The sequence below is a fragment of the Microbacterium atlanticum genome, assembly GCF_015277815.1.
GTDB classification, from domain to species: domain Bacteria; phylum Actinomycetota; class Actinomycetes; order Actinomycetales; family Microbacteriaceae; genus Microbacterium; species Microbacterium atlanticum.
This window is the reverse complement of sequence record NZ_CP063813.1, coordinates 1,722,656-1,747,502: the sequence shown is the minus strand read 5'-3', so window position 1 is coordinate 1,747,502 and position 24,847 is coordinate 1,722,656. Positions and strand designations below refer to the sequence as shown.

General features: G+C 71.3%; 20 protein-coding genes, 1 tRNA gene and 1 other RNA gene. 8 read left to right on the top strand and 14 right to left on the bottom strand.

The features are described 5' to 3' along the window. Positions 1 to 6: 6 nt before the first annotated feature. The gene (locus IR212_RS07850; protein WP_194398350.1) at positions 7 to 1,056 is read right to left on the bottom strand and encodes an alanine racemase; all 1,050 of its coding nucleotides are present in this window, start codon (positions 1,054 to 1,056) and stop codon (positions 7 to 9) included. Beyond that, the gene (locus IR212_RS07845; RefSeq protein WP_194398349.1) at positions 1,053 to 1,745 is read right to left on the bottom strand and encodes an alanine racemase C-terminal domain-containing protein; all 693 of its coding nucleotides are present in this window, start codon (positions 1,743 to 1,745) and stop codon (positions 1,053 to 1,055) included. Before IR212_RS07845 ends, IR212_RS07850 begins: the two co-directional genes overlap by 4 nt. Before the next feature lie 45 nt (positions 1,746 to 1,790). On the opposite strand from IR212_RS07845, the gene IR212_RS07840 reads away from it, so the two are divergent. After that, on the top strand, positions 1,791 to 2,813 hold the full coding sequence (locus tag IR212_RS07840; protein WP_194398348.1) for a sugar-transfer associated ATP-grasp domain-containing protein: 1,023 nt from the start codon (positions 1,791 to 1,793) through the stop codon (positions 2,811 to 2,813). A 155-nt stretch (positions 2,814 to 2,968) separates the two neighbouring features. Here IR212_RS07840 and IR212_RS07835 read toward each other — a convergent pair whose 3' ends face one another. The 3 genes from IR212_RS07835 to IR212_RS07825 form a co-directional block, all read right to left on the bottom strand. Beyond that, on the bottom strand, positions 2,969 to 3,664 hold the full coding sequence (locus IR212_RS07835) for a coenzyme F420-0:L-glutamate ligase (RefSeq protein WP_194398347.1): 696 nt from the start codon (positions 3,662 to 3,664) through the stop codon (positions 2,969 to 2,971). Beyond that, positions 3,661 to 5,007: an RNA polymerase sigma factor gene (locus tag IR212_RS07830; RefSeq protein WP_194398346.1), complete on the bottom strand. Its 1,347-nt coding sequence runs from the start codon at positions 5,005 to 5,007 to the stop codon at positions 3,661 to 3,663. The genes IR212_RS07835 and IR212_RS07830 overlap by 4 nt, the downstream gene beginning before the upstream one ends. Before the next feature lie 248 nt (positions 5,008 to 5,255). Next, a complete protein-coding gene (locus tag IR212_RS07825) occupies positions 5,256 to 6,176 on the bottom strand; it encodes a PAC2 family protein (protein WP_194398345.1) in 921 nt (306 codons plus the stop codon). A gap of 123 nt (positions 6,177 to 6,299) precedes the next feature. Between IR212_RS07825 and IR212_RS07820 the strand changes: the two genes are divergently transcribed. The 3 genes from IR212_RS07820 (at position 6,300) to sucB (ending at position 11,049) form a co-directional block, all read left to right on the top strand. Then, positions 6,300 to 7,787: a leucyl aminopeptidase gene (locus IR212_RS07820; RefSeq protein WP_194398344.1), complete on the top strand. Its 1,488-nt coding sequence runs from the start codon at positions 6,300 to 6,302 to the stop codon at positions 7,785 to 7,787. Next, complete coding sequence (gene lpdA / locus IR212_RS07815; protein WP_194398343.1) at positions 7,784 to 9,157, top strand: dihydrolipoyl dehydrogenase; 1,374 nt, start codon at positions 7,784 to 7,786, stop codon at positions 9,155 to 9,157. Before IR212_RS07820 ends, lpdA begins: the two co-directional genes overlap by 4 nt. Before the next feature lie 62 nt (positions 9,158 to 9,219). Continuing rightward, positions 9,220 to 11,049 (top strand): 2-oxoglutarate dehydrogenase, E2 component, dihydrolipoamide succinyltransferase, encoded by a 1,830-nt coding sequence (gene sucB / locus IR212_RS07810; RefSeq protein ID WP_194398342.1) that lies wholly within the window; start codon positions 9,220 to 9,222, stop codon positions 11,047 to 11,049. Between the two features lie 19 nt (positions 11,050 to 11,068). Here the strand turns inward: sucB and IR212_RS07805 are convergent, their stop codons facing one another. Then, on the bottom strand, positions 11,069 to 12,394 hold the full coding sequence (locus IR212_RS07805; protein WP_194398341.1) for a hypothetical protein: 1,326 nt from the start codon (positions 12,392 to 12,394) through the stop codon (positions 11,069 to 11,071). A gap of 125 nt (positions 12,395 to 12,519) precedes the next feature. Here IR212_RS07805 and IR212_RS07800 point away from each other — a divergent pair, with 125 nt between their 5' ends. Beyond that, a complete protein-coding gene (locus tag IR212_RS07800; protein WP_194398340.1) occupies positions 12,520 to 13,230 on the top strand; it encodes a DUF4191 family protein in 711 nt (236 codons plus the stop codon). Between the two features lie 17 nt (positions 13,231 to 13,247). On the opposite strand, the gene IR212_RS07795 is transcribed toward IR212_RS07800, so the two are convergent. Further along, positions 13,248 to 13,640 (bottom strand): RDD family protein, encoded by a 393-nt coding sequence (locus IR212_RS07795; RefSeq protein ID WP_228479539.1) that lies wholly within the window; start codon positions 13,638 to 13,640, stop codon positions 13,248 to 13,250. 132 nt (positions 13,641 to 13,772) lie between these two features. Here IR212_RS07795 and glnA (IR212_RS07790) point away from each other — a divergent pair, with 132 nt between their 5' ends. Then, the gene (gene glnA, locus IR212_RS07790) at positions 13,773 to 15,197 is read left to right on the top strand and encodes a type I glutamate--ammonia ligase (RefSeq protein WP_194398338.1); all 1,425 of its coding nucleotides are present in this window, start codon (positions 13,773 to 13,775) and stop codon (positions 15,195 to 15,197) included. A 304-nt stretch (positions 15,198 to 15,501) separates the two neighbouring features. Continuing rightward, entirely contained in the window at positions 15,502 to 16,125 is a 624-nt protein-coding gene (locus tag IR212_RS07785; protein ID WP_228479538.1) for a peptidase M23, read from the top strand. A gap of 29 nt (positions 16,126 to 16,154) precedes the next feature. Here IR212_RS07785 and IR212_RS07780 read toward each other — a convergent pair whose 3' ends face one another. The 3 genes from IR212_RS07780 to IR212_RS07770 are packed head-to-tail and all read right to left on the bottom strand — an operon-like array spanning position 16,155 to position 20,783. After that, a complete protein-coding gene (locus IR212_RS07780; RefSeq protein ID WP_194398336.1) occupies positions 16,155 to 19,157 on the bottom strand; it encodes a bifunctional [glutamine synthetase] adenylyltransferase/[glutamine synthetase]-adenylyl-L-tyrosine phosphorylase in 3,003 nt (1,000 codons plus the stop codon). A 12-nt stretch (positions 19,158 to 19,169) separates the two neighbouring features. Beyond that, positions 19,170 to 20,507, bottom strand: coding sequence for a type I glutamate--ammonia ligase (glnA, locus tag IR212_RS07775; protein WP_194398335.1), 1,338 nt, complete (start codon positions 20,505 to 20,507; stop codon positions 19,170 to 19,172). Positions 20,508 to 20,558: 51 nt separating this feature from the next. Next, the gene (locus tag IR212_RS07770; RefSeq protein ID WP_194398334.1) at positions 20,559 to 20,783 is read right to left on the bottom strand and encodes an SPOR domain-containing protein; all 225 of its coding nucleotides are present in this window, start codon (positions 20,781 to 20,783) and stop codon (positions 20,559 to 20,561) included. A 94-nt stretch (positions 20,784 to 20,877) separates the two neighbouring features. On the opposite strand from IR212_RS07770, the gene ppgK reads away from it, so the two are divergent. Next, positions 20,878 to 21,642, top strand: coding sequence for a polyphosphate--glucose phosphotransferase (gene ppgK / locus IR212_RS07765; protein ID WP_194398333.1), 765 nt, complete (start codon positions 20,878 to 20,880; stop codon positions 21,640 to 21,642). A 51-nt stretch (positions 21,643 to 21,693) separates the two neighbouring features. On the opposite strand, the gene rnpB is transcribed toward ppgK, so the two are convergent. From rnpB to IR212_RS07745, 4 genes are all read right to left on the bottom strand, one after another. Continuing rightward, an RNA gene (gene rnpB, locus IR212_RS07760) (RNase P RNA component class A) lies at positions 21,694 to 22,061 on the bottom strand. 46 nt (positions 22,062 to 22,107) lie between these two features. Further along, positions 22,108 to 23,838, bottom strand: coding sequence for a bifunctional 3'-5' exonuclease/DNA polymerase (locus IR212_RS07755; protein WP_194398332.1), 1,731 nt, complete (start codon positions 23,836 to 23,838; stop codon positions 22,108 to 22,110). Positions 23,839 to 23,859: 21 nt separating this feature from the next. Continuing rightward, positions 23,860 to 24,591, bottom strand: coding sequence for a zinc ribbon domain-containing protein (locus IR212_RS07750; RefSeq protein WP_194398331.1), 732 nt, complete (start codon positions 24,589 to 24,591; stop codon positions 23,860 to 23,862). A gap of 82 nt (positions 24,592 to 24,673) precedes the next feature. Beyond that, a tRNA-Val gene (locus IR212_RS07745) sits at positions 24,674 to 24,746 on the bottom strand. Positions 24,747 to 24,847: the final 101 nt, after the last annotated feature.

The window sequence follows — 24,847 nt, the reverse complement described above, 5'->3', positions numbered from 1 at the left end:
ACGACGTCACTCCCCCGCGTACACACGCGGGATGAGCGGTGACACGCGCACGGCGATCTCCTCGCCGATCGTGCCGATGAGCTCGGCGAGATCCGTCGCCGAGCTCTCGCCGTCTGATCCCGGACCGAACACGGTCACACGGTCGCCGATCGCCGCGCCGCCCCATGACTCCACGAGCGACTCGCTCCCCTCGACGGCGAGGAGGGCCCGGGGGCCGGCGGGCGTGCCGACCGTGGCGCGCCCTTGGAGGCGCGAGGGCAGCCCGTGCAGCGCGCCGATCCCGACGCGCGCGACGCCGCCCTCGACGCTGGTGACTTGCGCTTCCAGCCGGCCGATGGGCGCCAGCCCGAGCCGTTCGGCGGCGGGACCTCCGGCGGAGCGGATGCCGTAGCAGAAGGCGCCCACCCGCACCATGTCGTAGCGGAACTCGGGGCGCGCGAAGGAGGCGGCGCTGGCAGCGAGATGGCGCAGGGCCGGACGCAGCCCGGCCTCGTGGGCCTGACGCACCCCGCGTGCGAACAGCGCACGGGCGTCGTCGTCCTCGGCGTCCGACGCCTCGGCGATGTGGCTCCAGACGCCGGTGACGTGAATCGCACCCTCAGCCTGCAGCTCCGCCGCCCGTGCGACGAATCCCGGCCACGCCTCCGGACGCACGCCGTTGCGGTGCAGCCCCGTGTCGAGCTTGAGATGCACGCGCAAGGTCCGGCCGACGGAGCGCGCCGCGGCCGCCGCGTCCTCGAGAAGATCCGCGTCTCCCACACCGAGGTCGACATCCGCCTCCGCGGCGGCACGCAGCTCCGCGTCCGAGGCCGCGATCCAGGCGAACACGCGGACGTCGTCGCCCAGCAGTCGACGCACGGCGCCGGCGGTGCGCGCGTCGAACGCGCCGAACCACCTCACTCCGGCAGCTGCCGCGGCGCGCACGACCGGGACGAGGCCGTGCGCGTACGCGTCGTCCTTCACGACGAGCATCACCTCGGCGGGAGCGACCGTCTCGCGCACCCTCGCGAGATTGGCGACGAGGGCGCGCAGGTCCACGTGCAGCGCCGGGGTCACGGCGTCTCCTGGCGGGATGCCCGCAGCCCGACGGTCGTGACGAGCTCGCCCGGATGCAGCCCGGTGACGCGCACCCAGTCCGCCAGCGACGGCTCCCCCGCGGCCGGATCGCCGAGGAAGAGCGCCTCGTCGCCGCGTCGGACGGCGGCATCCCCGATGTCCACGACGCAGACGTCCATCGCCACGCGTCCGACGATCGAGTGCCGGTGCCCCGCGATCGCCACGTCGACGGCACCGCCGAGCTCGCGGACGACGCCCTGCGCGTAGCCGCCCGTGACGAGAGCGATCCGGGTGTCGGCCGGTGCCCGGAACGCGAATCCGTACGACACGCCCTCTCCGGCGCGGAGGTCTTTGACCGACAGCACGGTACCCGTCAGCCGCAGCGCCGGCGTCGCCCCGGTGGGCGCGCCGGGAAGCCCGAAGAAGGAAGCGGGCGACAGCACCTCCGCGGTGTCGGCGGGCGCGTCGTCCTCGGCGGGCGTGAGCTGCAGCTCGTCGAGGACCGCCCGCGCGCTGTCGGCCCCGTGGCCCCAGGCATCCGCCTGCAGCAGCGCCGTCGCATAGCGTTCGGCACCGCCCTCGCGTGCGGCGAGGGCGTTGGCGGCGAGCGTGGCCCGCGAGACGCGCGCGACCGGAAAGCTGCGTGGCCCGCCCCCCGGCAGCGCGTGCCCAGGGATCGACGAACTCACGCCTCTAGACTAACGGGGTCCCCCGATCCCGACCCCGGAGCACGCATGCCTTCTCAGGGCCTCGCCCTCTCGAACCGTCTTCGCTACCTCGCCTGGCGGATCCGCCGGATCGATGTGGGCTCCGTGCTGGAGCGTGCGAAGGAGACCGCGCACGCGCACGGCAAGTGGACCCCCGCGGTGGTGGTCGACATGCTCTGGTCGGCCGGCTTCCGGCAGGTCGGCTTCCAGGACTACGTCGACTACGACTTCGCGATCCTCAACCGTGCGGAGCGGGCGACGTACATGACGCATCCGGTCTCGAACGAGCTCTCGCAGAAGTACGACCACCCCGACTATCGCGGCCTGTTCCAGGACAAGGTGGAGTTCGACCGCACCTTCAGCGAGTTCCTGCGGCGCGATTGGATGGTCGTCGAGGAGGGGAACGCCGACGCCGTGCGCGCGTTCGCCGAGAAGCACGGCACGATCGTCACGAAGGAGCCGGTGGGTCAGGCCGGGACCGGGGTGCACCGCTACCACGCCGCCGAGGTGTCGGATTGGGAGGAGTTCCATCGCGGACTCCTCGCTCGCGGCGAGCTCCTCATCGAGGAGGTCATCCGCCAGCACGAGGACCTCGCGGCCGTCTGCCCCGGCACCGTCAACACGACGCGCGTGACCGCCTTCTTCGACGGCGAGAGGACCCACATCCTGGCGATGGCGCAGAAGTTCGGGCGCGGCGCGGTCAGCGACCAGATGACCTTCGGCGGGTTCTACACGATGCTCGACGACGACGGCCATGCCGTGGGACCCGGATACGACTCGCATGGGCACGTGCACGAGAAGCACCCCGACAGCGGCTTCGTGATCGCGGACTTCCAGTTGCCGATGGTCGACCAGGTCAAGGAGTTCGTCGACCGGGTCGCGCGAGTCGTCCCGCAGGTGCAGTACGTCGGATGGGACATCGTCGTCTCCCCCGACGGACCGGTGCTGGTCGAGGGAAACTGGGGCGCCGGCGTCTACGAGAACAAGCCGAGCGTCACCGGCATCCGCACCGGTCACAAGCCGCGCTACCGTGCCGCGATCGGGTTCTGACGTTGACGCGGTGCGGATCAATGCGACGAAGGAGCGTTGATGCGTGCCGGGTCAAGGTCGAGTAGCGCGCGAGGAACGAGCCCGCGTATCGAGACCCCGATAGAAGAAGGCGCGGCACCCTCGGGTGCCGCGCCTTCCGCGTATGAGGGGTGGCGTCAGACTGCGCGGATGATGCCCATCGGCGTGGACTGATGCCCCTGGCCGAGAGGGTTGTCCTTCAGGATCGCGACGAGGCGCTTCTCCTCCGCCTTGTCGACGGTCGAGCCGAGCACGTTGCCCCCGAGGTCGTTGATGTCGACGACCGCGACCTCGGGCACACCGTTGAGGAGGGCCTTGAGACGCTGAGCGACCTCGCGCGGACGTTCGGGGCCGAGCACGACAGCCTTGTTGTAGGGCGGGATCGTGCCCGACGTGGGGCCGTCGATCGCGCGGGCCCGGTCGCCGGCGATGCGGTAGAAGTCGCCCTTGCGTCCGAACAGCTTCGTGACGGCCGAGACCGCGGCTGCGAAGAGGATGCGGATCGTGCCGCACTCGCGCAGCGCCATCTCCATCGTCTCGGGCATGCCGAGGCCGATCCCGTACGGCGTGCGCGTGACGTACTTCGACAGGAAGAACGCCAGCTTGCGCGGCTGGATGTCCTCGACGAGGTACGAGCGGCCCTGAGTGATCGCCACGATCTTCTCGGTCACGAACAGCAGGTCGCCCGATCGGACTACCTCCGCGGCGTACTCGCGGACGAACGCGTCGAGGTCGTCGCCGGGCATCACGACCCGCGTGCGGATCGGGATGCGGGCGAACGACGAGCCTTCGACCTGGACGGTGAGTGCCTTGCCGGCGTTCGCCTCGCTCACTCGAGGTAGTCCCGGAGGGACTGCGAGCGGGACGGATGCCGCAGCTTGGCCATCGTCTTGGACTCGATCTGGCGGATGCGCTCGCGGGTGACCCCGAACGTGTCGCCGATCTGGTCGAGCGTCTTCGGCTGACCGTCGCCGAGACCGAAGCGCATGCGGATGACGCCCGCCTCCCGCTCGGAGAGCGAGTCCAGGAGCGATTCGAGCTGGCGCTGCAGCATCGTGAAGCCGACCGCATCGGCGGGGACCACCGCCTCGGTGTCCTCGATGAGGTCGCCGAACTCGCTGTCGCCGTCCTCGCCGAGAGGCGTGTGCAGCGAGATCGGCTCGCGGCCGTACTTCTGCACCTCGATGACCTTCTCGGGCGTCATATCGAGCTCGCGGCTGAGCTCTTCCGGCGTGGGCTCGCGCCCGAGGTCCTGCAGCATCTGGCGCTGCACACGGGCGAGCTTGTTGATGACCTCGACCATGTGCACCGGGATGCGGATGGTGCGCGCCTGGTCGGCCATGGCACGGGTGATCGCCTGACGGATCCACCACGTGGCGTACGTCGAGAACTTGAAGCCCTTGGTGTAGTCGAACTTCTCCACCGCGCGGATGAGACCGAGGTTGCCCTCCTGGATGAGGTCCAGGAACTGCATGCCGCGCCCGGTGTAGCGCTTGGCGAGAGAGACGACCAGACGCAGGTTCGCGCCCAGGAGGTGCGACTTCGCGCGCTGGCCGTCGCGAGCCACCCACTGCAGGTCCAGTCCCAGCTGCGACGTCTTCTCGGCGGCCGACATGTGCGACAGCTTCTCTTCGGCGAACAGGCCCGCCTCGATGCGCATCGCGAGCTCGACCTCTTCGGCCGCGTTCAGCAGTGGCACCTTGCCGATCTGCTTGAGGTAGTCCTTCACGGGGTCGGCGGTCGCGCCGGTGATCTGCGTCGAGTAGACGGGGACGTCGTCCTCGTCGCTGGACGAGATGACGATCGCGCCGGTCGGGAGCGGCTCGGTGAACGCCGGCTTCGTGCTCTCCTCGTCCTCCTCCTCATCCGTCGCGTTCGCGTCGTCGGAGGGGGCCTTGCCGTCGGTCTTGGCCGGGGCTGCGTCGCCCGGCTCCTCGTCGGCGTCGTCGACGTCGACGGCATCGGCCTCGAGTTCGACGTCGTCGTCGAGCTCCTCGACGTCGTCCTCGAACTCCTCGTCCGACTTCTTCGCGCGCTTGGACGCGGTCTTCGGCGCGGCTTTCGCCTTCGCGCCGGTCTTGGGTGCTGCGGCCTTCTTCGCCGCCGAAGCCTTCTTCTCGTCCGGCTCGGTGTCCTTCGCGGCCGAGGGAGCCTTGGTCTTCGTGCCTGGAGTCACGTTTCGCCTTTCACCGGTCGACGCGCCGTGCGCGTCTCCGGTCGGTTTCGGACACTAGTAAGACCCTTGTCAAGTCCACATCTTCGGCAGGCAGGCCGACGAAGACGGTTGACAACGGGTCAGAGCGTCTAGTATCGCATACTTGCCGTGCGCCGCCAGCATCGCCCTGCGGCGTGCGGCACACCTCCATCCCCAGCATCAACACGCCGTCGCCGCGCGGCATTCCGCCTCGGCTGTGGCGGGACCGATCAGCTGCCGCGCTTGTCGTCGTCGCCGGGACGCGACGCCAGAAAGCGCTCGAGCTCGGCCGCCAGCTCGTCGGCGCTCGGCAGATCGCCCGTGTGGATCATCGGCGTGGCGAGCGTCGATCCCGCCATATAGGCGTCGTAGCGCTCTTCGAGGCCCTGCACCATACGGGCGAGCTCGTCGCTGCCCTCGATCTGCTCGGTGACCTTCTCGAGGTACTCGCGGTTCTCCTCGCGCAGGTCGTCACCCGCGAACACCAGCCCGGTGGCGACCGTGAGGCTGTCCAGCGCCGCGAGCGCCGCCGCCGGATACTCGGTGTCGCCGAGATAGTGAGGGATCAGCAGGACGAAGCCGGCGATGCGCACGCCGGCCGCAGCGAGGCGGTACTCGAGGAGGTGGCCTGCTGTGGCGGGTACCTGCGTATGCGGCTGCCACACCGAGTGCGCCTCGGTGAGCTCGGATCGCGTGCCGCTGACCGTCGTGCCGATCGGCCGGGTATGCGGAACCGGCATGGGAATGGCGTGCACCCACGTCACGGTCGACACGCCGTATGCCTCGGTGAAATCGAGCACCGCCGCGGCGAAGGCATCCCATGCGAAATCGGGCTCGTAGCCGGCCAGAAGGAGGAACGGCTGGCCGAGCGCGTCGTGCGCGAACGACAGCTCCAGCCGCTGCGGGCGGTAGTCGGTGAGATGGTCCTTCTCGAAGGCCACGATCGGCCGGCGCGCGCGATAGTCCAGCAGCACGTCGTTCGAGAAGACGGCCAGCGGCGACGGCGACAGCTCGTCGCGGAAGTGCTCGATGACCTGGCCCACGGCGCTTCCGGCGTCCGTGAACCCGGTGAGGGCGATCACCAGCGGGAGTCCGCGCGGGACGGGCGGCGCGGAGGCCGCACGCTCGAACAGCGGGCCGGGAAAAGGCATGCTCCCATGCTACGAGCAGGCCGCCGACGCCGGGGCGCGTCGGTCGCGCTCAGAGCGAACATCCGTCTGCCCCTCGAGGCGGGTGCAACGGGCGAACGGGCATCGAAACCTAGGATGGAGTCCATGTCGTTCCCCGACCTCGAATACCGCACCGCACCCGTCCGAGAGTCCGAAGCCGACGCCATCCTCCTCGCCCTGCCTCCTCTCGAGGCCGAAGGCCCGCCGCAGCTCGCGGAGTGGCCGGGACTCCGCGAGTCGCTGTCCGCAGTCGGGTTCACCGGCTCGCCCGGCGCCCTCGTCCGGGTGTACGCCCCTGAGAGCACCTCGCTGCCGCTGGCCGTCGTCGGGACGGGCGCCGATCCGGATGCCGCGGCAGTGCGGGACGCGGTCGGGGCGGCGATCCGCTCGCTGACCGGCTTCGCGAGCGTCGCGGTGGCCGCGCCGCTGGCCGATCCGGCGTCGTGGATCGCGGCGGCAGAGGGTGCCGCGCTCGGCGGCTACCGCTTCGACGGCTACAAGTCCGACGCGCCGAAGCCGCGCGCCTCGAAGGTGATCGTCCACGGCACCGCCGACAGCGACGACGAGGCGCTCCGGCTCGTGGTCGAGACGGCCGCGTCGGTGGCGCTGGTGAAGGATCTCGTGAACATCCCCGCCGAATGGCTGGGTCCCGCGGACGTCGCCGACCGTGCGGCCCAGGCCGTCGCAGAGTTGCCCGTCACCGTCGACGTCCTCGACGAGGAGGCGCTCGCGGAGCAGGGCTTCGGCGGGATCCTCGGCGTCGGGCAGGGCTCGGACCGGCCGCCGCGCCTGGTCCGCCTGGAGTACTCCCCCGAGGACGCGCGGCGGCACGTCGCGCTGGTGGGCAAGGGCATCACGTTCGACACCGGCGGCCTGTCGCTGAAGCCGGCGGCTTCCATGGTGGGAATGAAGTACGACATGGCCGGTGCCGCGACCGTGCTCGGCGTGCTGCGGGCCGTGGCATCCGTCTCGGCACCCGTCAAGGTCACCGCCTGGCTGTGTCTCGCCGACAACATGCCCTCCGGTCGCGCCACCCGCCCCGGCGACGTGCTGCGCATGCTCGACGGGACGACGGTCGAGGTGCTCAACACCGATGCGGAAGGCCGCCTCGTCCTGGCGGACGGCCTCGCCGCCGCCAGTCGCGAGCATCCCGATGTCATCGTCGACGTCGCCACCCTCACCGGTGCGATCCTGATCGCCCTGGGAACCCGCCACACCGGCGTCATGGGCGACGACGACGCTGTCGCCCGCTACCTCGCCGCCGCCTCCGAAGCCGGCGAGCCCGCGTGGCAGCTGCCGCTTCCCGCCCACATGATCGAGGAGCTCGACTCCCCCCTCGCCGACCTGCAGAACGCCAAGATCGGCGACCCTGCAGGCGGCTCGCTCTTCGCAGGCCTGTTCCTGCGTCACTTCGTCGGCCGCACCGCCGACGACGCCGATGCTCCCCGGATCCCCTGGGTGCATCTCGACATCGCCGGCAGCGGGACCCACAAGGGCGCGCCGTACGGCTACACCGACAAGGGACCGACCGCCGCCACCGTGCGCAGCCTGGTCCGCTTCGTCCTTGACGACCTCGATGAGGAGGCACGATGACCGACCACACCTTCGATCTCGTCGTACTGGGGGGTGGCAGCGGCGGCTATGCGGCCGCGCTGCGCGCCGCCGAGCTGGGCAGGAGCGTCGCCCTCATCGAGAAGGACAAGGTCGGCGGAACGTGCCTGCACCGCGGCTGCATTCCGACCAAGGCGCTGCTGCATGCGGCCGAGGTGGCCGACCTGGCGCGGGATGCCGCCTCGGTCGGCGTCCGCGCATCGCTCGACGGGATCGACCCGGCGGGGGTGCGGGCGTACCGCGAGGGCATCGTCGCCAAGAAGTTCAAGGGCCTCGAGGGCCTGGTGAAGGCGCGGGGCATCACCGTCGTGGGCGGCGAAGGTCGCCTGGAAGCGGGGCCGGCCGTGCGCGTGGGCGACGATCGCTACCGCGGCACGGACGTCGTCCTCGCAACGGGCTCGTACAGCCGGACGCTTCCCGGACTCGAGGTCGGGGGACGGATCCTCACGAGCGAGCACGCGCTCGAGCTCGACGAGATCCCCGCCAGTGCGGTCATCCTGGGCGGCGGTGTCATCGGCGTCGAGTTCGCCAGCGTGTGGCGCTCCTTCGGCGTCGACGTGACGATCGTGGAGGCGCTGGATCATCTCGTCCCCAATGAGGACGTCGCGCTGAGCAAGGGTCTGGAGCGCGCCTTCCGACGGCGCGGCATCCAGTACTCGCTCGGAGTGCGGTTCCAGAGTGCGACGCAGACCTCGGATGCCGTGACGGTGACGCTCGAGGACGGCAAGAGCATCACCGCCGACTACCTGCTGGTCGCCGTCGGCCGCGGGCCCGCGACCTCCGGCCTCGGCTACGAGGAAGCAGGGGTCGTGATCGACCGCGGCTTCGTCGGCGTCGACGAGCGCCTGCGCACCGCCGTGCCCCACGTGTGGGCCGTCGGCGACATCACCCCGGGTCTGCAGCTCGCGCACCGCGGATTCCAGCAGGGCATCTTCGTCGCGGAGGAGATCGCCGGTCTTGCACCGGTCGCGATCCCCGACGCGCACATCCCCAAGGTGACCTACAGCCACCCCGAGGTCGCCTCGGTCGGGCTCACGGAGGCGCAGGCCGTCGAGACCCACGGCGGGGACGCGGTGGCGTCGTACGAGTACAACCTCGCCGGCAACGGGAAGAGCGAGATCCTCGGCACCGGCGGGCTCGTGAAGGTCGTCCGCGTGAAGGAGGGACCGGTCGTCGGCGTCCACCTCATCGGAGACCGTGTCGGTGAGCTGATCACCGAAGGACAGCTCGCCGTCGGCTGGGAGGCGCACCCCGAAGACATCGCCCCGTTCGTCCACGCGCACCCGACGCAGTCCGAGGCGCTCGGCGAAGCCTTCCTCGCTCTGGCGGGCAAGCCGCTGCATGCCCTCTGACCCTCCGAACCGCCCGCCATCACTAAGCTAGATCCGATATACCTGCAGAAGGAGACTTCCTCATGAGCACATCCGTGGTCCTCCCCGCTCTCGGTGAGAGCGTGACCGAGGGAACGGTCACCCGCTGGCTCAAGAACGTCGGCGACACCGTTCAGGCCGACGAGGGCCTGCTCGAGATCTCCACGGACAAGGTGGACACCGAGATCCCCTCGCCCGTGAGCGGTGTCATCGAGGAGATCCTCGTGCAGGAGGACGAGACCGTCGAGGTCGGCGCCGTGCTGGCGAAGATCGGCGACGGCTCCGGCAGCTCCGACGCAGCCCCCGCCCCCGAGGCTGCGGCCGCCGAGACCCCTGCCGCCCCCGCGGACGCCGCACCGGCCGCAGCGCCCGCCCCTGCTGAGGCGCCCGCCCAGGCCGAAGCGCCCGCCGCCGCTCCCGCGCCGGCCGAGGCTGCACCGGCAGCCGCGCCGGCCGCCGAGGCACCCGCTGCCGCAGGCAAGGACGTCGTCCTCCCCGAGCTCGGCGAGAGCGTCACGGAGGGAACGGTGACCCGCTGGCTGAAGCAGGTCGGCGACGAGGTCGCGGTCGACGAGCCGCTCCTCGAGATCTCGACCGACAAGGTCGACACCGAGATCCCTTCGCCGTTCGCCGGCACGCTGCAGGAGATCCTCGTCCAGGAGGACGAGACGGTCGCGGTCGGCTCGCCCCTCGCCCGCATCGGTGAGGCAGGGGCCGCGCCGGCGGCGGAGGCTCCCGCGCCGGCACAGGCACCGGCACCGGCGGAGGCCCCCGCACCGGCACAGGCCGAGGCCCCCGCACCGGCACCGGCCGAAGCCCCCGCACCCGCCGCCGAGGCGCCCGCTCAGGCGCCGGCGCCCGCGCAGGCGCCGGCACAGGCCGCGGCTCCCGCCCCGGCGGAGACCCCCGCGCCCGCTCAGAGTGCGGCTCCGGCGTCCGCCCCCTCGCTCGCGGACGACGACAGCGTCACCTATGTGACGCCGCTGGTCCGCCGCCTCGCCCAGCAGCAGGGCGTCGACCTCGCGACAGTCAAGGGCACCGGCGTCGGAGGCCGCATCCGCAAGGAGGACGTGCTCAAGGCCGCGGAGGCGGCGTCGGCTCCGGCCGAGGCGCCGGCCGCGGCCGCTCCTGCGGCGCCTGCGCCGCTGGAGGTGTCGCCGCTGCGAGGCACGACCCAGCCGATGTCGCGGCTTCGCAAGGTCCTCGCCCAGCGGGCCGTCGAGTCGATGCAGTCCACGGCGCAGCTCACCTCCGTCGTGGAGGTCGACGTCACCAAGCTCGCGGCGTTCCGCGACAAGGTGAAGGGCGAGTTCCAGTCCAAGACCGGCGACAAGCTGTCCTTCCTGCCGTTCTTCGCCCTCGCCGCCGCGGAGGCGCTGCAGGCGTACCCGGTCATCAACTCGACCGTGGACGGCGACCAGATCGTCTATCCGGCGACCGAGAACCTCTCCATCGCCGTCGACACCGAGCGCGGCCTGCTCACGCCGGTGCTGCGCGACGCGGCGACGAAGAACCTCGCCGAGATCGCGCACGAGATCGCCGATCTCGCGGCGCGGACCCGCGACAACAAGCTGAAGCCCGACGAGCTCGCCGGCGGCACCTTCACGCTGACCAACACCGGTTCGCGCGGTGCGCTGTTCGACACGCCCGTGGTCTTCCTTCCGCAGACCGCGATCCTCGGCACCGGGGTCGTCGTCAAGCGCCCGGGCGTGGTGACGGTCGACGGCAAGGACGCCATCTCGGTGCGCTCCTACGTGTTCCTGGCGCTCTCCTACGACCACCGCGTCATCGACGGGGCCGACGCCGCGCGGTTCCTGGGTGCCGTGAAGTCGCGCCTGGAGGCGGCGCAGTTCGAGGGCCAGCTCGGCATCTGATCGGGGGCCGCCCCGGCGTCTATGGCTGCTGCGCGACGTCACGGACGTCGCGCAGCAGCCATCCGGCGTCCTGACGCACGATCACGACCAGCTGGGCCGGCCCCGCGCCGTCGCGTGGATCGACGCGAACGACCGCGAGGTCGCCGAAGTCGTCGAGCAGCGTGACCGTCCGCTCCTGAGCCGGCAGGTCGACGGCTCCGCCGACGACGGAGGCGCCATCGACGGCGACCCCGGCAACACAGGCGGCCTCGTCGTCGCATTCCCGTCGGGCGTCCAGCAGACCGGCTGCGATGGTCGCGAGGTCGGCGGCGGCCGTGACGGGTGCGGTGCCGGCGTCGAGCCCGCTGCCCTCACCGCCGCCCGCTCCCTGCGGATCGGGCGTCACCGCCGTCTGGTCGCCGTCCGACGCGACGGGCGCCGTCGCCGCGGGCCCGGCGGTGCTGATGCCGTTCGCGGTCGGCCACAGAGCACCGCCCGTCAGCACGGCGGCTCCGACGGCGCCGGCCACGAGCCACGGCGCACGACGGGAGGGGCGGCGACCCGTCCGGTCCGCGGGTCTCAGCCGTCGCCAGACGCCGGTGGTCGCGCGCGACACCGTGTCGGCGAGCTCGTCGTCGACACCGCGCAGCAGCGACTGCCACAGGGATCGCGCTGGCGGTTCCTCGACGATGCGGCGGTGGCCCCCGGCGTTCGTCGCCGAGGCGCCCTCGGCCGCTCGTCGCGGGTGCAGGCTCATCGTCACCAGCGGCTCGGCTGCCGCGAGGGCGAACAGGGCTTCCTCAGCCGCTTCCAGCTCGACCGTCGACAACCGGTCGGCGCGGATCGCCCGCACCGCGGTGTCCCACGTTCGCTTCATGACCGGTGCAACCGTGACCTGGTCGAGGAGCGCGGCCGACGCATCCCGTACGCGCTCCTCCGAGGCATCCGTCGCCAGCACCGGGCGTCCGGTGTCGTCGAGCCACCACTCACCGCGGATGTCGGGCGAGCCGGCCAGCTCCGCACACCCGCGCATGACGCTGACCGCGAGTGTCACCGCCTCGCCCGGCCCGAGAGGCAGGCGCGCCTCGCGCCGTCGGATGAAGTCGTCCAGTCGCTCCAGGCACACCGGGAGGACCGCGTCGTGCCCGTCGGCGCGTCGCGCGATATCGATCGGCGCGAGCACGTGCCCCTCACCGCCGGCATCCCATCCCGCCCAGCGCTCGCCGAGCACCTCCGCGTCGACGAGGACGGACGAAAGCCCGGGGGCGGTGCGCACGAGCACACCCGGCCACGGGCCGTCCTCAGGGGCGCGCACGGCCCGTACGGCCCGATAGGCCTGGCCCAGAGGTGCGTCTTCCGTCTCCACGCACCCAAGCGTGGGCGAGCCGGCGGCCGGGGAGGGCGAGTCTGGCGGCGTCTGTGGAAGAACGGCGGTCGGGCGCCCATGGGGAGGAGCCGAGGATCCACGCGCGGAAAGGTAGGCTGGAGGCTATGGCCGCCCGCAGCTCCGCCCCCGAGAAGGGCCCTGGTTTCTTCTCCCAGATCCGCACCCTCTACACCTTCACGCAGAAGGAGTACCGCTGGCTGCCGTTCCTCCTCATCGGCGTCCTGCTCCTCGGCATCGCGGTGGGTGTGGCGATCGGATTCCTGATCCCGCCGGTCGCCATCTGGAGCGTGATCCTGTGGGGCCTGACGGGCCTGATGCTCGGCGTGCTGGCCTCGATGATGACGATGACCCGTCTGTCCACCCGCGCGATGTACAAGAAGATCGACGGCATGCCCGGTGCCACGGGCCACGTCCTGTCGACCTCGCTGGGTCGCAAGTGGTCTGCCAGCGAGATGCCGGTGGGCATCAACCCCAAGACGCAGGAGGCCGTCTACCGGGCGGTGGGTCGCGGCGGCGTCGTCATCGTCGGCGAGGGCGCGCGCGGCCGCCTCACGCGCCTGGTCAACGACGAGCGTGCGAAGGTGCAGCGGGTCGCGGCCGGTGTGCCTGTCACCGTGTTCTACGTCGGCCACGGAGACGGCGAGGTCCCCATCGGCAAGCTCGCCCCCGCGATCAAGGCGCTCCCCAAGAAGATCGACCGCGCGACCATGGCGGCGGTCATCAAGCGCATCGACTCTGTGTCGCAGACGCTGTCGTCGCTGCCCATCCCGAAGGGCATCGACCCGACGAAGGTGCGGGCGCCGCGCCCGCGCTGACTCGCCGCCGCGGACCGTCAGGACCGGACGAGGACCGTTCCGGCAGCCTTGTCGTGCAGTCCGCGCTGATCGGCGTCCCAGATGACGGCCGGGATCACCACGACGAGCAGCGCCGTGCGGACGATGGGACGCCATAGGCCGACCCACGCGCCGTCGAGGCGCATCAGCCGCAGCCCGAAGAGCCGGTGACCGGGGCTCCCCTGGAGCGTCGGGAGGAAGACCAGCTGAATCGCCGCGAACAGCGCGAGGATGGCGAGCGGATCCCACCCGAAGAAGCCGGAGATGAGGTACGCCGCGCCGTAGTCGATGAACAGCGCCCCCACCCGGCGGCCGAGCCGGCCGATCGATCCGGCGCCCTCCCGGGGCAGTCCGAGGCGTTCTCCGGGGTAGTCCTGGGTGCTCGCGGTCACCCCTTCAGCGTATCCAGGCGCCCGTAACATGCCCGAAACACGAGTGATACTGTCGGGCAATCCCCCTTGGGTAGCTTGCCAGCAAGCCCGACCCGCACGGGCGGTTCCGAATGCCCTACCTCTGGAGTCTTCATGTTCAAAGATTCATCCGAGGTGCTGAAGTACATCAAGGATGAGGACGTCAAGTTCCTCGACATCCGTTTCACGGACCTTCCTGGCGTGCAGCAGCACTTCAACATCCCGGCCTCCACCGTCGACGAAGAGTTCTTCACGGTGGGCCAGCTGTTCGACGGCTCCTCCATCCGGGGATTCGCGAACATCCACGAATCTGACATGCAGCTCATCCCCGACGTGTCGACCGCCTACCTCGACCCGTTCCGCGAGGCCAAGACGCTGGTGATGGTGTTCGACATCTACAACCCGCGCAACGGCGAGATCTACGCGAAGGACCCGCGTCAGGTCGCCAAGAAGGCCGAGAAGTACCTCGCCTCGACCGGCATCGCCGACACCGCCTTCTTCGCCCCGGAGGCCGAGTTCTACATCTTCGACGACGTCCGCTACGAGGTGAAGCAGAACGCGAGCTTCTACTCGGTGGACTCCGAGGAGGGCGCGTGGAACACCGGACGCGTGGAGGACGGCGGCAACCTGGCGAACAAGACCCCCTTCAAGGGCGGCTACTTCCCCGTCTCGCCGGTCGACAAGACCGCCGACCTGCGTGACGACATCAGCCTGCGCCTCATCGAGTCGGGCCTCCATCTCGAGCGCGCGCACCACGAGGTGGGCACCGGCGGGCAGCAGGAGATCAACTACCGGTTCGACACCATGGTGCACGCGGCCGACGACATCCTGAAGTTCAAGTACATCGTCAAGAACGTGGCGAACGAGTGGGGCAAGGTCGCGACCTTCATGCCCAAGCCGCTGTTCGGCGACAACGGCTCCGGGATGCACACCCACCAGTCCCTGTGGCTCGACGGCAAGCCGCTGTTCTACGACGAGAAGGGCTACGCGCAGCTCTCCGACACCGCGCGCTGGTACATCGGCGGCATCCTCGCCCACGCCCCCGCGCTGCTGGCGTTCACCAACCCGACGCTGAACTCCTACAAGCGCCTGGTGAAGGGCTACGAGGCGCCGGTCAACCTGGTGTACTCGGCCGGGAACCGCTCGGCGGCGATCCGCATCCCCATCACCGGGTCCAACCCGAAGGCCAAGCGCATCGAGTTCCGCGCGCCGGATGCCTCGGGCAACCCGTACCTCGCCTTCGCCGCGCAGCTCATGGCGGGCCTCGACGGCATCCAGAACCGCATCGAGCCGCACGAGCCGGTCGACAAGGACCTGTACGAGCTTCCCCCCGAGGAGGCTAGGAACATCCCGCAGGTGCCCAACTCGCTGCTCGACTCGCTCGAGGCGCTGCGCGCCGACCACGAGTTCCTCCTGAAGGGGGGCGTCTTCACGCCCGAGCTCATCGAGACGTGGATCGAGTACAAGATCGAGAACGAGATCCAGCCGCTCAACGCGCGTCCGCACCCCTTCGAGTACGAGCTGTACTTCGGCGTCTGACGCTTCCGGCACCGAGAGGGCCCCGGTCATTGCCCGACCGGGGCCCTCTGGCGTCGGACGACGGATGCCGCGACCCGCGATCGGTGCCTATGCTGAACGAGCGCCCGCGCGCCCCGTGACCGAAAGCGAACCGCCGATGCCTGCTCGCCGCCCCGCACCGTCGCGACGTCCCGCGCGCCGGACGACGGCCTCGAAAGCGACCAGGACGCCGACGTCGCCCCGGGGCAAGACGTCCACTGCACGCCGCCGCGCGAAGCGGTCCACGCGTCGAGGGCGTCGCACCGCCCGCACCGGTGCCGCCGTCGTGCTGGCGCTGACCGTCTCGCTGGCGATCGTCGCCGCCGCGCTCGTGGGCGCCGGTGCCCTGGCGGGCGCGTTCGGCAAGGCGTTCGCGGCGGACGACGGCGGTGCGGGCCCCGACGTGCCGCTGCTGCCGCCGGCGATCGTGGCGCCCGGGATCGCGGGATACGGGCCCGAGCAGCTCTCGCACGCCTGCACGATCCTCACCGCAGGCCGCGACCTCGGATTCGACGCCCGCGACCAGACGATCGCCGTGATGACCGCGATGGGTGAGTCGTCGCTGCGGAACATCGACTACGGCGACTGGGAGACGAGCGGAGTCACCAACCCGGACGGCTCGCGCACCACGTCCATCGGCCTGTTCCAGCAGCAGGACTCCTGGGGACCCCGCGAGGCGCGGCTGGATCCTTACACGGCGGCGTCCGTCTTCTACCGGGCGATGGCGCATCGCGTACCCGAGCGGGCCGCGGTGGAGCCGACGCTCGTCGCCCATCGCACGCAGATCAACAAGGACCCGTACCACTACGCACGCTACTGGGACCGTGCCGTCCGCGTGGTGGCTGCCCTGGGCGGCACGCCTCTCGAAGGCGACCGCATCGACGGCATCCCGCTCTGCCCCGCGCCCTGAACGTGCAGGGTTCGACTCGACCGGGAACTCTAGCCGTAGAACAGCTTCTCGAAGACGCGTCGCGCGCGGCGGGTGACGCCGAGGTAGTCCTCTTCGACCCGGGTGGCCGAGCGCGGCGGGTACTCGAGGAGCCTCCCGATGCCGTCGAGCTTCTTGCGGTCGACCGGAAGGACGTCGCTCGTCTGCCCTGACAGGAGGGTGTTCGCCGAGCGGAGCCGGCTTGCGAGCCGCCATGCCTCGGCGAGTCGGTCCGCTGCGCTGGTGGCAAGCAGCCCCGCCGCCTCGGCGGCACGCAGCGCGCCCAGCGTCGATGTCGTGCGCATTTCGGGAACGGCATGGGCGTGCTGCAGCTGAAGAAGCTGGACGAGCCACTCGACGTCGCTGAGCGACCCGCGCCCGAGCTTGAGGTGCCGCGAGGGATCCACGCCCTGCGGCAGACGCTCGCTCTCGACGCGGGCCTTGATGCGCTTGATCTCACGCACCGCAGCGGCGTCGACGCTCTGCGGGTAGCGCACCTGGTCGGCGAGCTCGGCGAAGTCGGCGATCAGCTTCACGCTCCCCGCAACCCCGCGGGCGCGCAGCAGAGCCTGAGCCTCCCACGGCTGCGCCCAGCGCCGGTAGTACTCGGCGTAGGCGTCGAGGGATCGCGCCAGAGGGCCGTTGCGCCCCTCGGGACGCAGGTCGGCGTCGAGCTCGAGCGGGACGCGGTGGTCCTCGGAATGGGTGCGCAGCGCTGCGACGATCTTCAGCGCGAGCTCCTGCGCGCGCTGCGGGTCGACGTCGTTCGCGCGGTAGACGTACATGACGTCGGCGTCCGAGCCGAACCCCAGCTCCGCGCCGCCGAAGCGACCCATCGCGATGACCGAGAAGTCCAGTGACGCGTCGTCCGGCGGAACGACCTCGCGACGGACGGCGCGGAGCGTCGCCTGGATGGTCACGTCGGTGATGGTCGTGAGCGCAGCGGCCACCTCCTCGATGGTCATCGTCCCGAGGATCGCGCCCATCGCCACCCGGAGCTGCTCCCGCCGCCGAAGCGCCCGCACCGCGCGCATGGCGTCGAGCGTGGTGGCATGACGCGTCTGGATCGCCCGTGCCTCCTGCTGGAGGGCCGCGCCGGAGCGGGGCCGCAGCAGCTCGGGGTCATCGAGCCAGGCCGCGGACTCCGGGATCCACTCGATCAGCTCGCCCACGTAGCGCGAGCCCGAGAGCACGCGCGACAGGCTTTCCGCGGCGCCCGACGAGTCCCGCAGCATGCGGAGGAACCAGTGCGTGTCCCCGAGCCGCTCGCTGAGCCGGCGGAACGCGAGCAGGCCGTAGTCCGGGTCGGCGCCGTCGGCGAACCACCGGATCATCACGGGCATGAGATGTCGCTGGATGGTGGCCTTCCGGCTCAGGCCGCTGGTCAGCGCCGCGATGTGGCGCAGGGCGCCGGCCGGATCGGCGAAGCCGATCGCGGCCAGGCGGTCGTGCGCCTGCTCGGTCGACAGCACCCGCTCGTCGGCGGGCAGCGCTGCCACCGCCGACAGGAGCGGGCGGTAGAACAGCCGCACATGGATGTCGCGGACCTCGCGCTTGACCGACTCCCACAGCGACCAGACTCCGTCGCCGCCGTCGGCGAGGCCGCTGGACCTGGCAAGGACGCGCAGGTCGTCCGGGCGCTGCGGCATGAGATGCGTGCGTCGCAGCTGACGAAGCTGCACGCGGTGCTCCAGGAGCCGCAGCACGCGGTAGTCACGCGAGAACGCGGATGCCTCGGCCCGGCCGATGTACCCCTCGGTCACGAGCGCCGCGAGGGCGTCGAGGGTGCCCCGCTGGCGGATGCGGTCATCCGAGAGCCCGTGCACGAGCTGCAGCAGCTGCACCGTGAACTCGATGTCGCGGATGCCGCCGGGTCCGAGCTTGATCTGATACGGCACGTCAGCGGCGGGAATGTGCTCCGTGACCCGCTCCCGCATGCGCTGCACGGAGTCGACGAAGTTCTCGCGCGCCGCGCTGGTCCACACCTTCGGCTGCACCGCCTCGGTGTAGGCGCGCCCGAGCGCCTCGTCGCCGGCGATCGGGCGCGCCTTCAGCAGCGCCTGGAACTCCCAGCTCTTGGCCCAACGGTCGTAGTACGCCAGGTGCGAGTCCAGCGTCCGCACGAGGGCGCCCTGCTTGCCCTCCGGGCGGAGGTTCGCGTCGACTTCCCACAGCGGCGGCTCGATCTCCACACCGCTGATCCCGCGCATCGTCTGCACCGCCAGACGCGTCGCGATGTCGACGATGCGACTCTCCCCCAGCTCATCGACCGCGGCGTCATCGCCGCCCGCGACGAAGATGACGTCGACATCGCTGACGTAGTTGAGCTCGCGCGCCCCGGTCTTTCCCATGCCGATGATCGCGAGCTTCGTGCGCGCCACCTGGTCGCGGGGAAAGAGCCCGGCCCCCACCGCACCGCCCGACACCCGCGTGCGCGCGACGGCGAGGGACGCCTCGAGCGCCGCGCCCGCGGCATCCGCCAGCCCTGCCGAGACTCCGGCGATCTCGTCGACCGGCGAGGGACTGAGCAGGTCGTACGCCGCGATGCGCGCCAGCATGCGCCGATAGCGGACGCGCAGGGCGACCCACGCGCCCTCCCCGCCCTCGGCCGCGAATCCGTCGACGGCTCCCACCGCTGCCAGCATCGTCTCGCGCAGCTCATCGCCGGTCGGCAGACGCACACCGGCGTCGCCGAGCTCATCGACCTCGGCAGGATGACGGAGGAAGAACTCGCCGAAGCCGCTGGAGGCGCCCAGCAGCGCCCACAGCGCACGCCAGGCGTCCGGACGCCGCCTCGCGCGTGCGACCGGATCGGGGTCCCGGCGGGCCAGCCGCGTCACGCCGAACAGAGCCTCGTCCGGATCTGCCGCGTGTGCGGCGGCATCGAGCACCTCGCTCCGCGGCGCGCCGATCAGCTGCGACAGCTCCTCGAGCAGCGCCTCCGCCTCGGTGAGCCGGCTGAAGCCCAGTCGCGCGAGCGGAGTCAGCGATCCCGGACGCTCGCTCGCCGACATGCCTGCCCGGCCTCAGAGCATCTCGAGGTTGCTCTTGAGCTCGAACGGGGTCACCTGCGACCGGTACTCCTGCCACTCGCGACGCTTGTTCAGCAGCACATAGTTGAAGACCTGCTCGCCCAGCGTCTCGGCGACGAGCTCCGACTCCTCCATGTACTCCAGAGCGTGGTCCAGGCTCGCCGGAAGAGGCGCATAGCCCAGCGCGCGCCGCTCCGCGTCGGTCAGCGACCAGACGTTGTCCTCGGCCTCCGCCGGCAGCTCGTACTCCCCCTCGATGCCCTTCAGGCCCGCGGCCAGCATGAGGGCGAACGCGAGGTACGGGTTCGCGGCGGAATCGAGGGCGCGGTACTCCACGCGCGAGGACTGCCCCTTGTTCGGCTTGTACAGCGGAACCCGTACCAGCGCCGAGCGGTTGTTGTGGCCCCAGCAGATGAAGCTGGGCGCTTCGTCGCCGCCCCACAGTCGCTTGTAGGAGTTCACGAACTGGTTGGTGACCGCCGAGATCTCGTTCGCGTGACGCAGCAGCCCCGCGATGAACTGCCGGCCGACCTTCGAGAGCTGGTACTGCGCGCCCTCTTCGTAGAACGCGTTGACGTCTCCCTCGAAGAGCGACATGTGCGTGTGCATGCCGCTGCCGGGCTTGCCGGTCATCGGCTTGGGCATGAACGTCGCGTACACGCCCTGCTCGATCGCGACCTCCTTGATGACCGTGCGGAAGGTCATGATGTTGTCGGCCGTCGTGAGGGCGTCGGCGTAGCGCAGGTCGATCTCGTTCTGGCCGGGGCCGCCCTCGTGGTGGCTGAACTCCACCGAGATGCCGAGGTCCTCGAGCATGCGCACGGAGCGCCGCCGGAAGTCGTGGGCGGTGCCGCCGGGGACGTTGTCGAAGTAGCCGGCCGAGTCCACCGGCTCGGGTCCCTCGGCACCGAACGCCGAGGACTTCAGCAGGTAGAACTCGATCTCGGGGTGGGTGTAGAACGTGAACCCCGCGTCCGCCGCCTTCGCGAGCGTGCGCTTGAGCACGTGGCGGGGGTCTGCCACCGCCGGCTGGCCGTCCGGAGTGGTGATGTCGCAGAACATGCGTGCCGTCGGGTCGATCTCGCCCCGCCACGGCAGGGTCTGGAACGTCGTCGGGTCGGGGTGGGCGAGCAGGTCCGACTCGTAGGAGCGCGTCAGGCCCTCGATCGCCGAGCCGTCGAAGCCGAGGCCCTCGCTGAACGCGCCCTCCACCTCGGCGGGGGCGATGGCGACGGACTTCAGAGTGCCGATCACGTCGGTGAACCAGAGCCGGACGAACTTGACGCCCCGCTCCTCGATGGTCCTCAGAACGAAGTCACGCTGCTTGTCCATCGCGTCCTCTCCGGTGCCCGGACCGTCGGCAAGACCGCGGTCGAAGCCAGACTACTGGTCGCCGGTGGACTCCCCCGACACGCCTTTGCCCCAGGAGTCCTCGCGGGCCTCCTCCTCCGCCCACGCACGTGAGCGCTGACTGATCACCTCCGGAGCAGCGGCCGCCTCCTCAGGGGTGTCGAAGGGACCGGCGCGGTCGACCGAGGGCGACTCGAAGCCCTTCTCGACCTCGCCGGTGCGGAGGTTGTACCAGTACTTCTCGCTGCCGTTCGTCATCGTGCGCTCCTCGATTCCGCGAGACGGTCCCCGTCAGCACGATCCTACTGACGAGTCACGTCATCGGCGGGGTCACCATCGGTAGGCTGACGGCATGGCATCTGACGCGGCACGCGCCGTCGGCGTGGACATCGGCGGCACCGGTATCAAGGCAGGCATCGTGGACCTTGATCGGGGCGAGCTCGTCAGTGACCGCGTGAAGGTCGCGACCCCCGAGGGGGCGCACCCGCCGGACGTCCTGGCGGCGGTCACGCAGGTGCTGTCGACGCTGGGCGTCGCCGATGATCCGACCGTCGCCCTCGGCGTCGCGTTCCCCGCGATCGTCAAGCGTGGGCGCACCCTCTCGGCTGCCAACGTGTCGGCGGAGTGGATCGGCTTCGAGGCCGAGAAGTTCTTCGAGGACGGCCTCGGCCGCGACATCCATTTCGCCAACGACGCCGACGTCGCCGGCGTCGCGGAGATGCGCTACGGCGCGGCGAAGGACCAGCCGGGGCTCACGATCCTCACGACCCTCGGCACGGGCATCGGGTCCGCGCTGCTGTACGACGGCGTGCTCATCCCTAACTCCGAGCTGGGCCACGTCCAGCGCGCGAAGCACGGCAAGGACGCCGAGGCGTACGCCGCGTACTCCGCCATGGAGCGGAACGAGCTGTCGTGGGAGCAGTGGGCCGAGCGACTGCAGTGGTACTACAGCCACATCGAGTTCCTCTTCAGCCCCGACCTCTTCGTCGTCGGCGGCGGGGTGTCCAAGCACGCCGACAAGTTCCTCCACCTGCTCGACCTGAAGACGCCGATCGTGCCGGCCGTGCACCGCAACAACGCCGGGATCATCGGGGCCGCGGCACTCGCGCGCGGCTGACATCCGGACGCCAGGGCGGCGCCGGCAGCGGACGGGCGATCGAGGTCGGCGCGAATGGGCCGGCCTGTACGCCGGGTTCTGTCCGGGGGCCGCAGCCCCGTGGACGGTCATCTCTCTCGGCGGCACGTTGCCGTGCCGCTCCAGCGGCCTACCCGGGGACTCGGCGGGCCGCGTCGTCATCCCCTGTCTGGCCTTGCTCCGGGCGAGGTTTGCCGTGCGGGCCGTGTCACCACGACCCCGGTGGTCTCTTACACCGCCCTTTCACCCTTACCCGGCCGAAGCCGGGCGGTCTGCTCTCTGTGGCACTGTCTCGCGGATCGCTCCGGGTGGGTGTTACCCACCGCCCTGCCCTGTGGAGCCCGGACGTTCCTCGGCGCGTGACGGCGAACCGTCCGCGACGCGACCGTCCAGCCGACCCATTCGCGTCCGAGAGTCTATCGCCGCCGCCTGCGACGGCGCTCCGCGTCAGTCCTTCGAGGCGGTCTCGGCGATGCGGACCTCCAGGCGGAAGTCGAGGGGGAAGTCGCCGAACAGCAGGCGGCCCGCCGCGGTCGCGGCATCCGCCACCGCCTGCGCTGCCGCCTCGGCGTGCACCTCCGGGGTGTGCACGATGACCTCGTCGTGCAGGAAGAGGGCCAGGTGCGGGCGTATGGCGAAGGCGGGGCCCGACCGCGGCGCCGCGTCGGCGCCCGCGACGGGCTCCATCGCAGCGAGGCGGGTGCGCAGGTCGGCCAGCCACGCCAGCGCCCACTCCGCGGCGGTGCCCTGAACGACGAAGTTGCGGGTGAACCGGCCCCGATCCCGCGCCTGGCGCCGGGCGCGGGACAGGTCGGCTGCGGATGCCTCCGCCTCGGTCGCCCGCGACTGGGCGGCCGCCCAGGCGGGAGACGGCGGCGGCGAGGTGCGCCCCAGCCAGGTGGAGACCACGCCGCCGTCCTCGCCGGTCCGCGCGGCGTCGTCGACCAGCCCCATGGCGCGCGGGTAGGCACGGCGCAGCCGCGGCACGAGCCGGCCGGACTCCCCCGTCGTCGCGCCGTACATCGCCCCCAGCAGGGCGATCTTCGCCTCCTGCCGCGAGCCCACCGCGCCGCGGTCCACGATCCCGCCGTAGAGGTCCCGCCCCCGCGCCGCGTTCGCCAGCGCCTCGTCGCGGGACATGGCCGCCAGCACGCGCGGCTCGAGCTGGGCGACGTCCGCCACGACCAGGCGCCAGCCGGGATCGGCTCGCACCGCCTCGCGCAGCTGCCTCGGCAGCTGCAGCGCGCCGCCGCCCGACGAAGCCCAGCGACCGGTGACGACGCCGCCGGGAACGTACATCGGCCGGAACCGGCCGTCCTGGACCCACTCCGCCAGCCACGCCCAGCCGTTCGCCGAGAGCAGCCGCGAGAGCCTCTTGTACTCGAGCAGCGGCTCGATCACCGGATGCCGCTGCTGGGCGAGCTCCCACCGGCTCGTGGACTCCACGAGCACGCCCGCGCGGTGCAGTGCGCGCAGCAGCTTCGGGTGCGAGTCGAGACTCGCCGTCGGGTCGCCCAGAGCCGCGCGGACGCGGGCTGCCGCCTCCTCCAGCTTCGCCGGCCGACCGCCGGCCGCCGGTCGCTCGCCGAGCGTGCCCACGAGGATCCTGTCGTGCGCCGCGGCGTCCCACGGCAGCCCGGCAGCCCGCAGCTCGCACGCGACGAGGGCACCCGCCGACTCGGCTGCGGTCAGCAGGCGCAGGCGGCCCGGATCTCGGCCGCTCGCGATCGCGTCGCGCTGCCGCATGAACTCCGCGAGCACTTCCTCCGGGTCGCCGGGCGGCCCAGTCGGACGGTCGGAGCTGTCGAGCTCGAACAGCGCGGGCGGGCCGTCGTCGGCGTCGGCATGCGGTGCGGTGGCCCACGCATGTGCCCGGCGGACCGGTGCGGAGGCCGTCACCAGCTCCGATGCGCGCAGGATGGCGTGGCACAGCCGCAGGTCGTGACACCGCGCAACGCGCACGCCGTCGGCGAGGAGTCCGGGATACCACTGAGGGGTGTCGTTCCAGACCCAGCGCGGTGAGTGCGCGGACTCCCGCGCCGCGACCCACGCGCTCAGGTCGACGTCGGAGACGTGCTCCCGGCCGGACACCTCACCGGCCGCGTCGAGGTGGATCGCGACGCAGCCGTCTCCGGTGCGTCCGAGGACGATCCAGGCGGCGTCGTCAGCGGCCGCCATGCCGGGACAGCTGCAACCGGGTCACAGCCCGGATTCGTCGTCGCGCACCAAGATGCAGCCGCACTCGGGGCACGTCACCACCTCGTCCTCGGGCGCCTGGCGCAGCGCCTGCAGATCGGTGCCCGCGAGCACCATGTGGCATCCCTCGCACGTCCGCCGCCGAAGGAGCGCGGCGCCCGAGCTGCGCGCGGCCACCCGCTCGTAGAACGTCATCAGCTCGCCGGGGAGCAGCTCCGCGATCGCCGCCCGGTCGCGCGTGGCGGCGTCGAAGGCGGCGCCCGCCTCAGCGACGGCGCGCTTCCCCTCGGCGCTGAGCTCTGCACCTTCGGCGTTGGTGGCGGCGATGAGCGCCTCCTGCTCGGCGACGGCGGCATCGGCCAGCTCGAGCCGCTCCATGACCGACAGCTCAGCGTCCTCCAGGTCGCTCTTGCGACGCGCCAGCGCAGCCAGCTCGCTCTCCAGCCCCTGCGCCTCCTTCGCATTGCTCGAAGAGGCCAGTCGCTGGGAGTCGCGGGCAGCCCGCGCGTCGACGACCGCGACGTCGGACTCGATGCGCGCGAGCTCGGTGCGCAGATCATCCCGGGCGCCCAGGCGCTGCGTGAGCTCCGCCGAGAGCTCCTGCCGGCGGCCGAGCAGCTCCTGGACCCGCGCGGCCTGCGGCGGGTTGCGGCGGGCGTGCTCCGCCTGGCGGATGCGGGCGTCGAGCTGGGCCACCTCGACGAGGCGGCGCTGGTCTGCGGCGGTGGCTTTCACGCCACCAACCTACCCCGCGGGCCGCGACCTGATCCGCGGACGACGGCGAGGGTGCGGCGGCGGGCGCCGTGCGGCACGGAAGTGGGCCCTGCCGGGATCGAACCGACGACATCCACGGTGTAAGCGTGGCGCTCTACCAGCTGAGCTAAAGGCCCTCGCGGCCAGTCTACGAGGTGCGACCCGAACGTCCCGGACTCGCTAGGCTGGCAGCTGGTGCGTTGTGCACGGCAGACAAAGCCGGCGCCGCTCCGGTTGC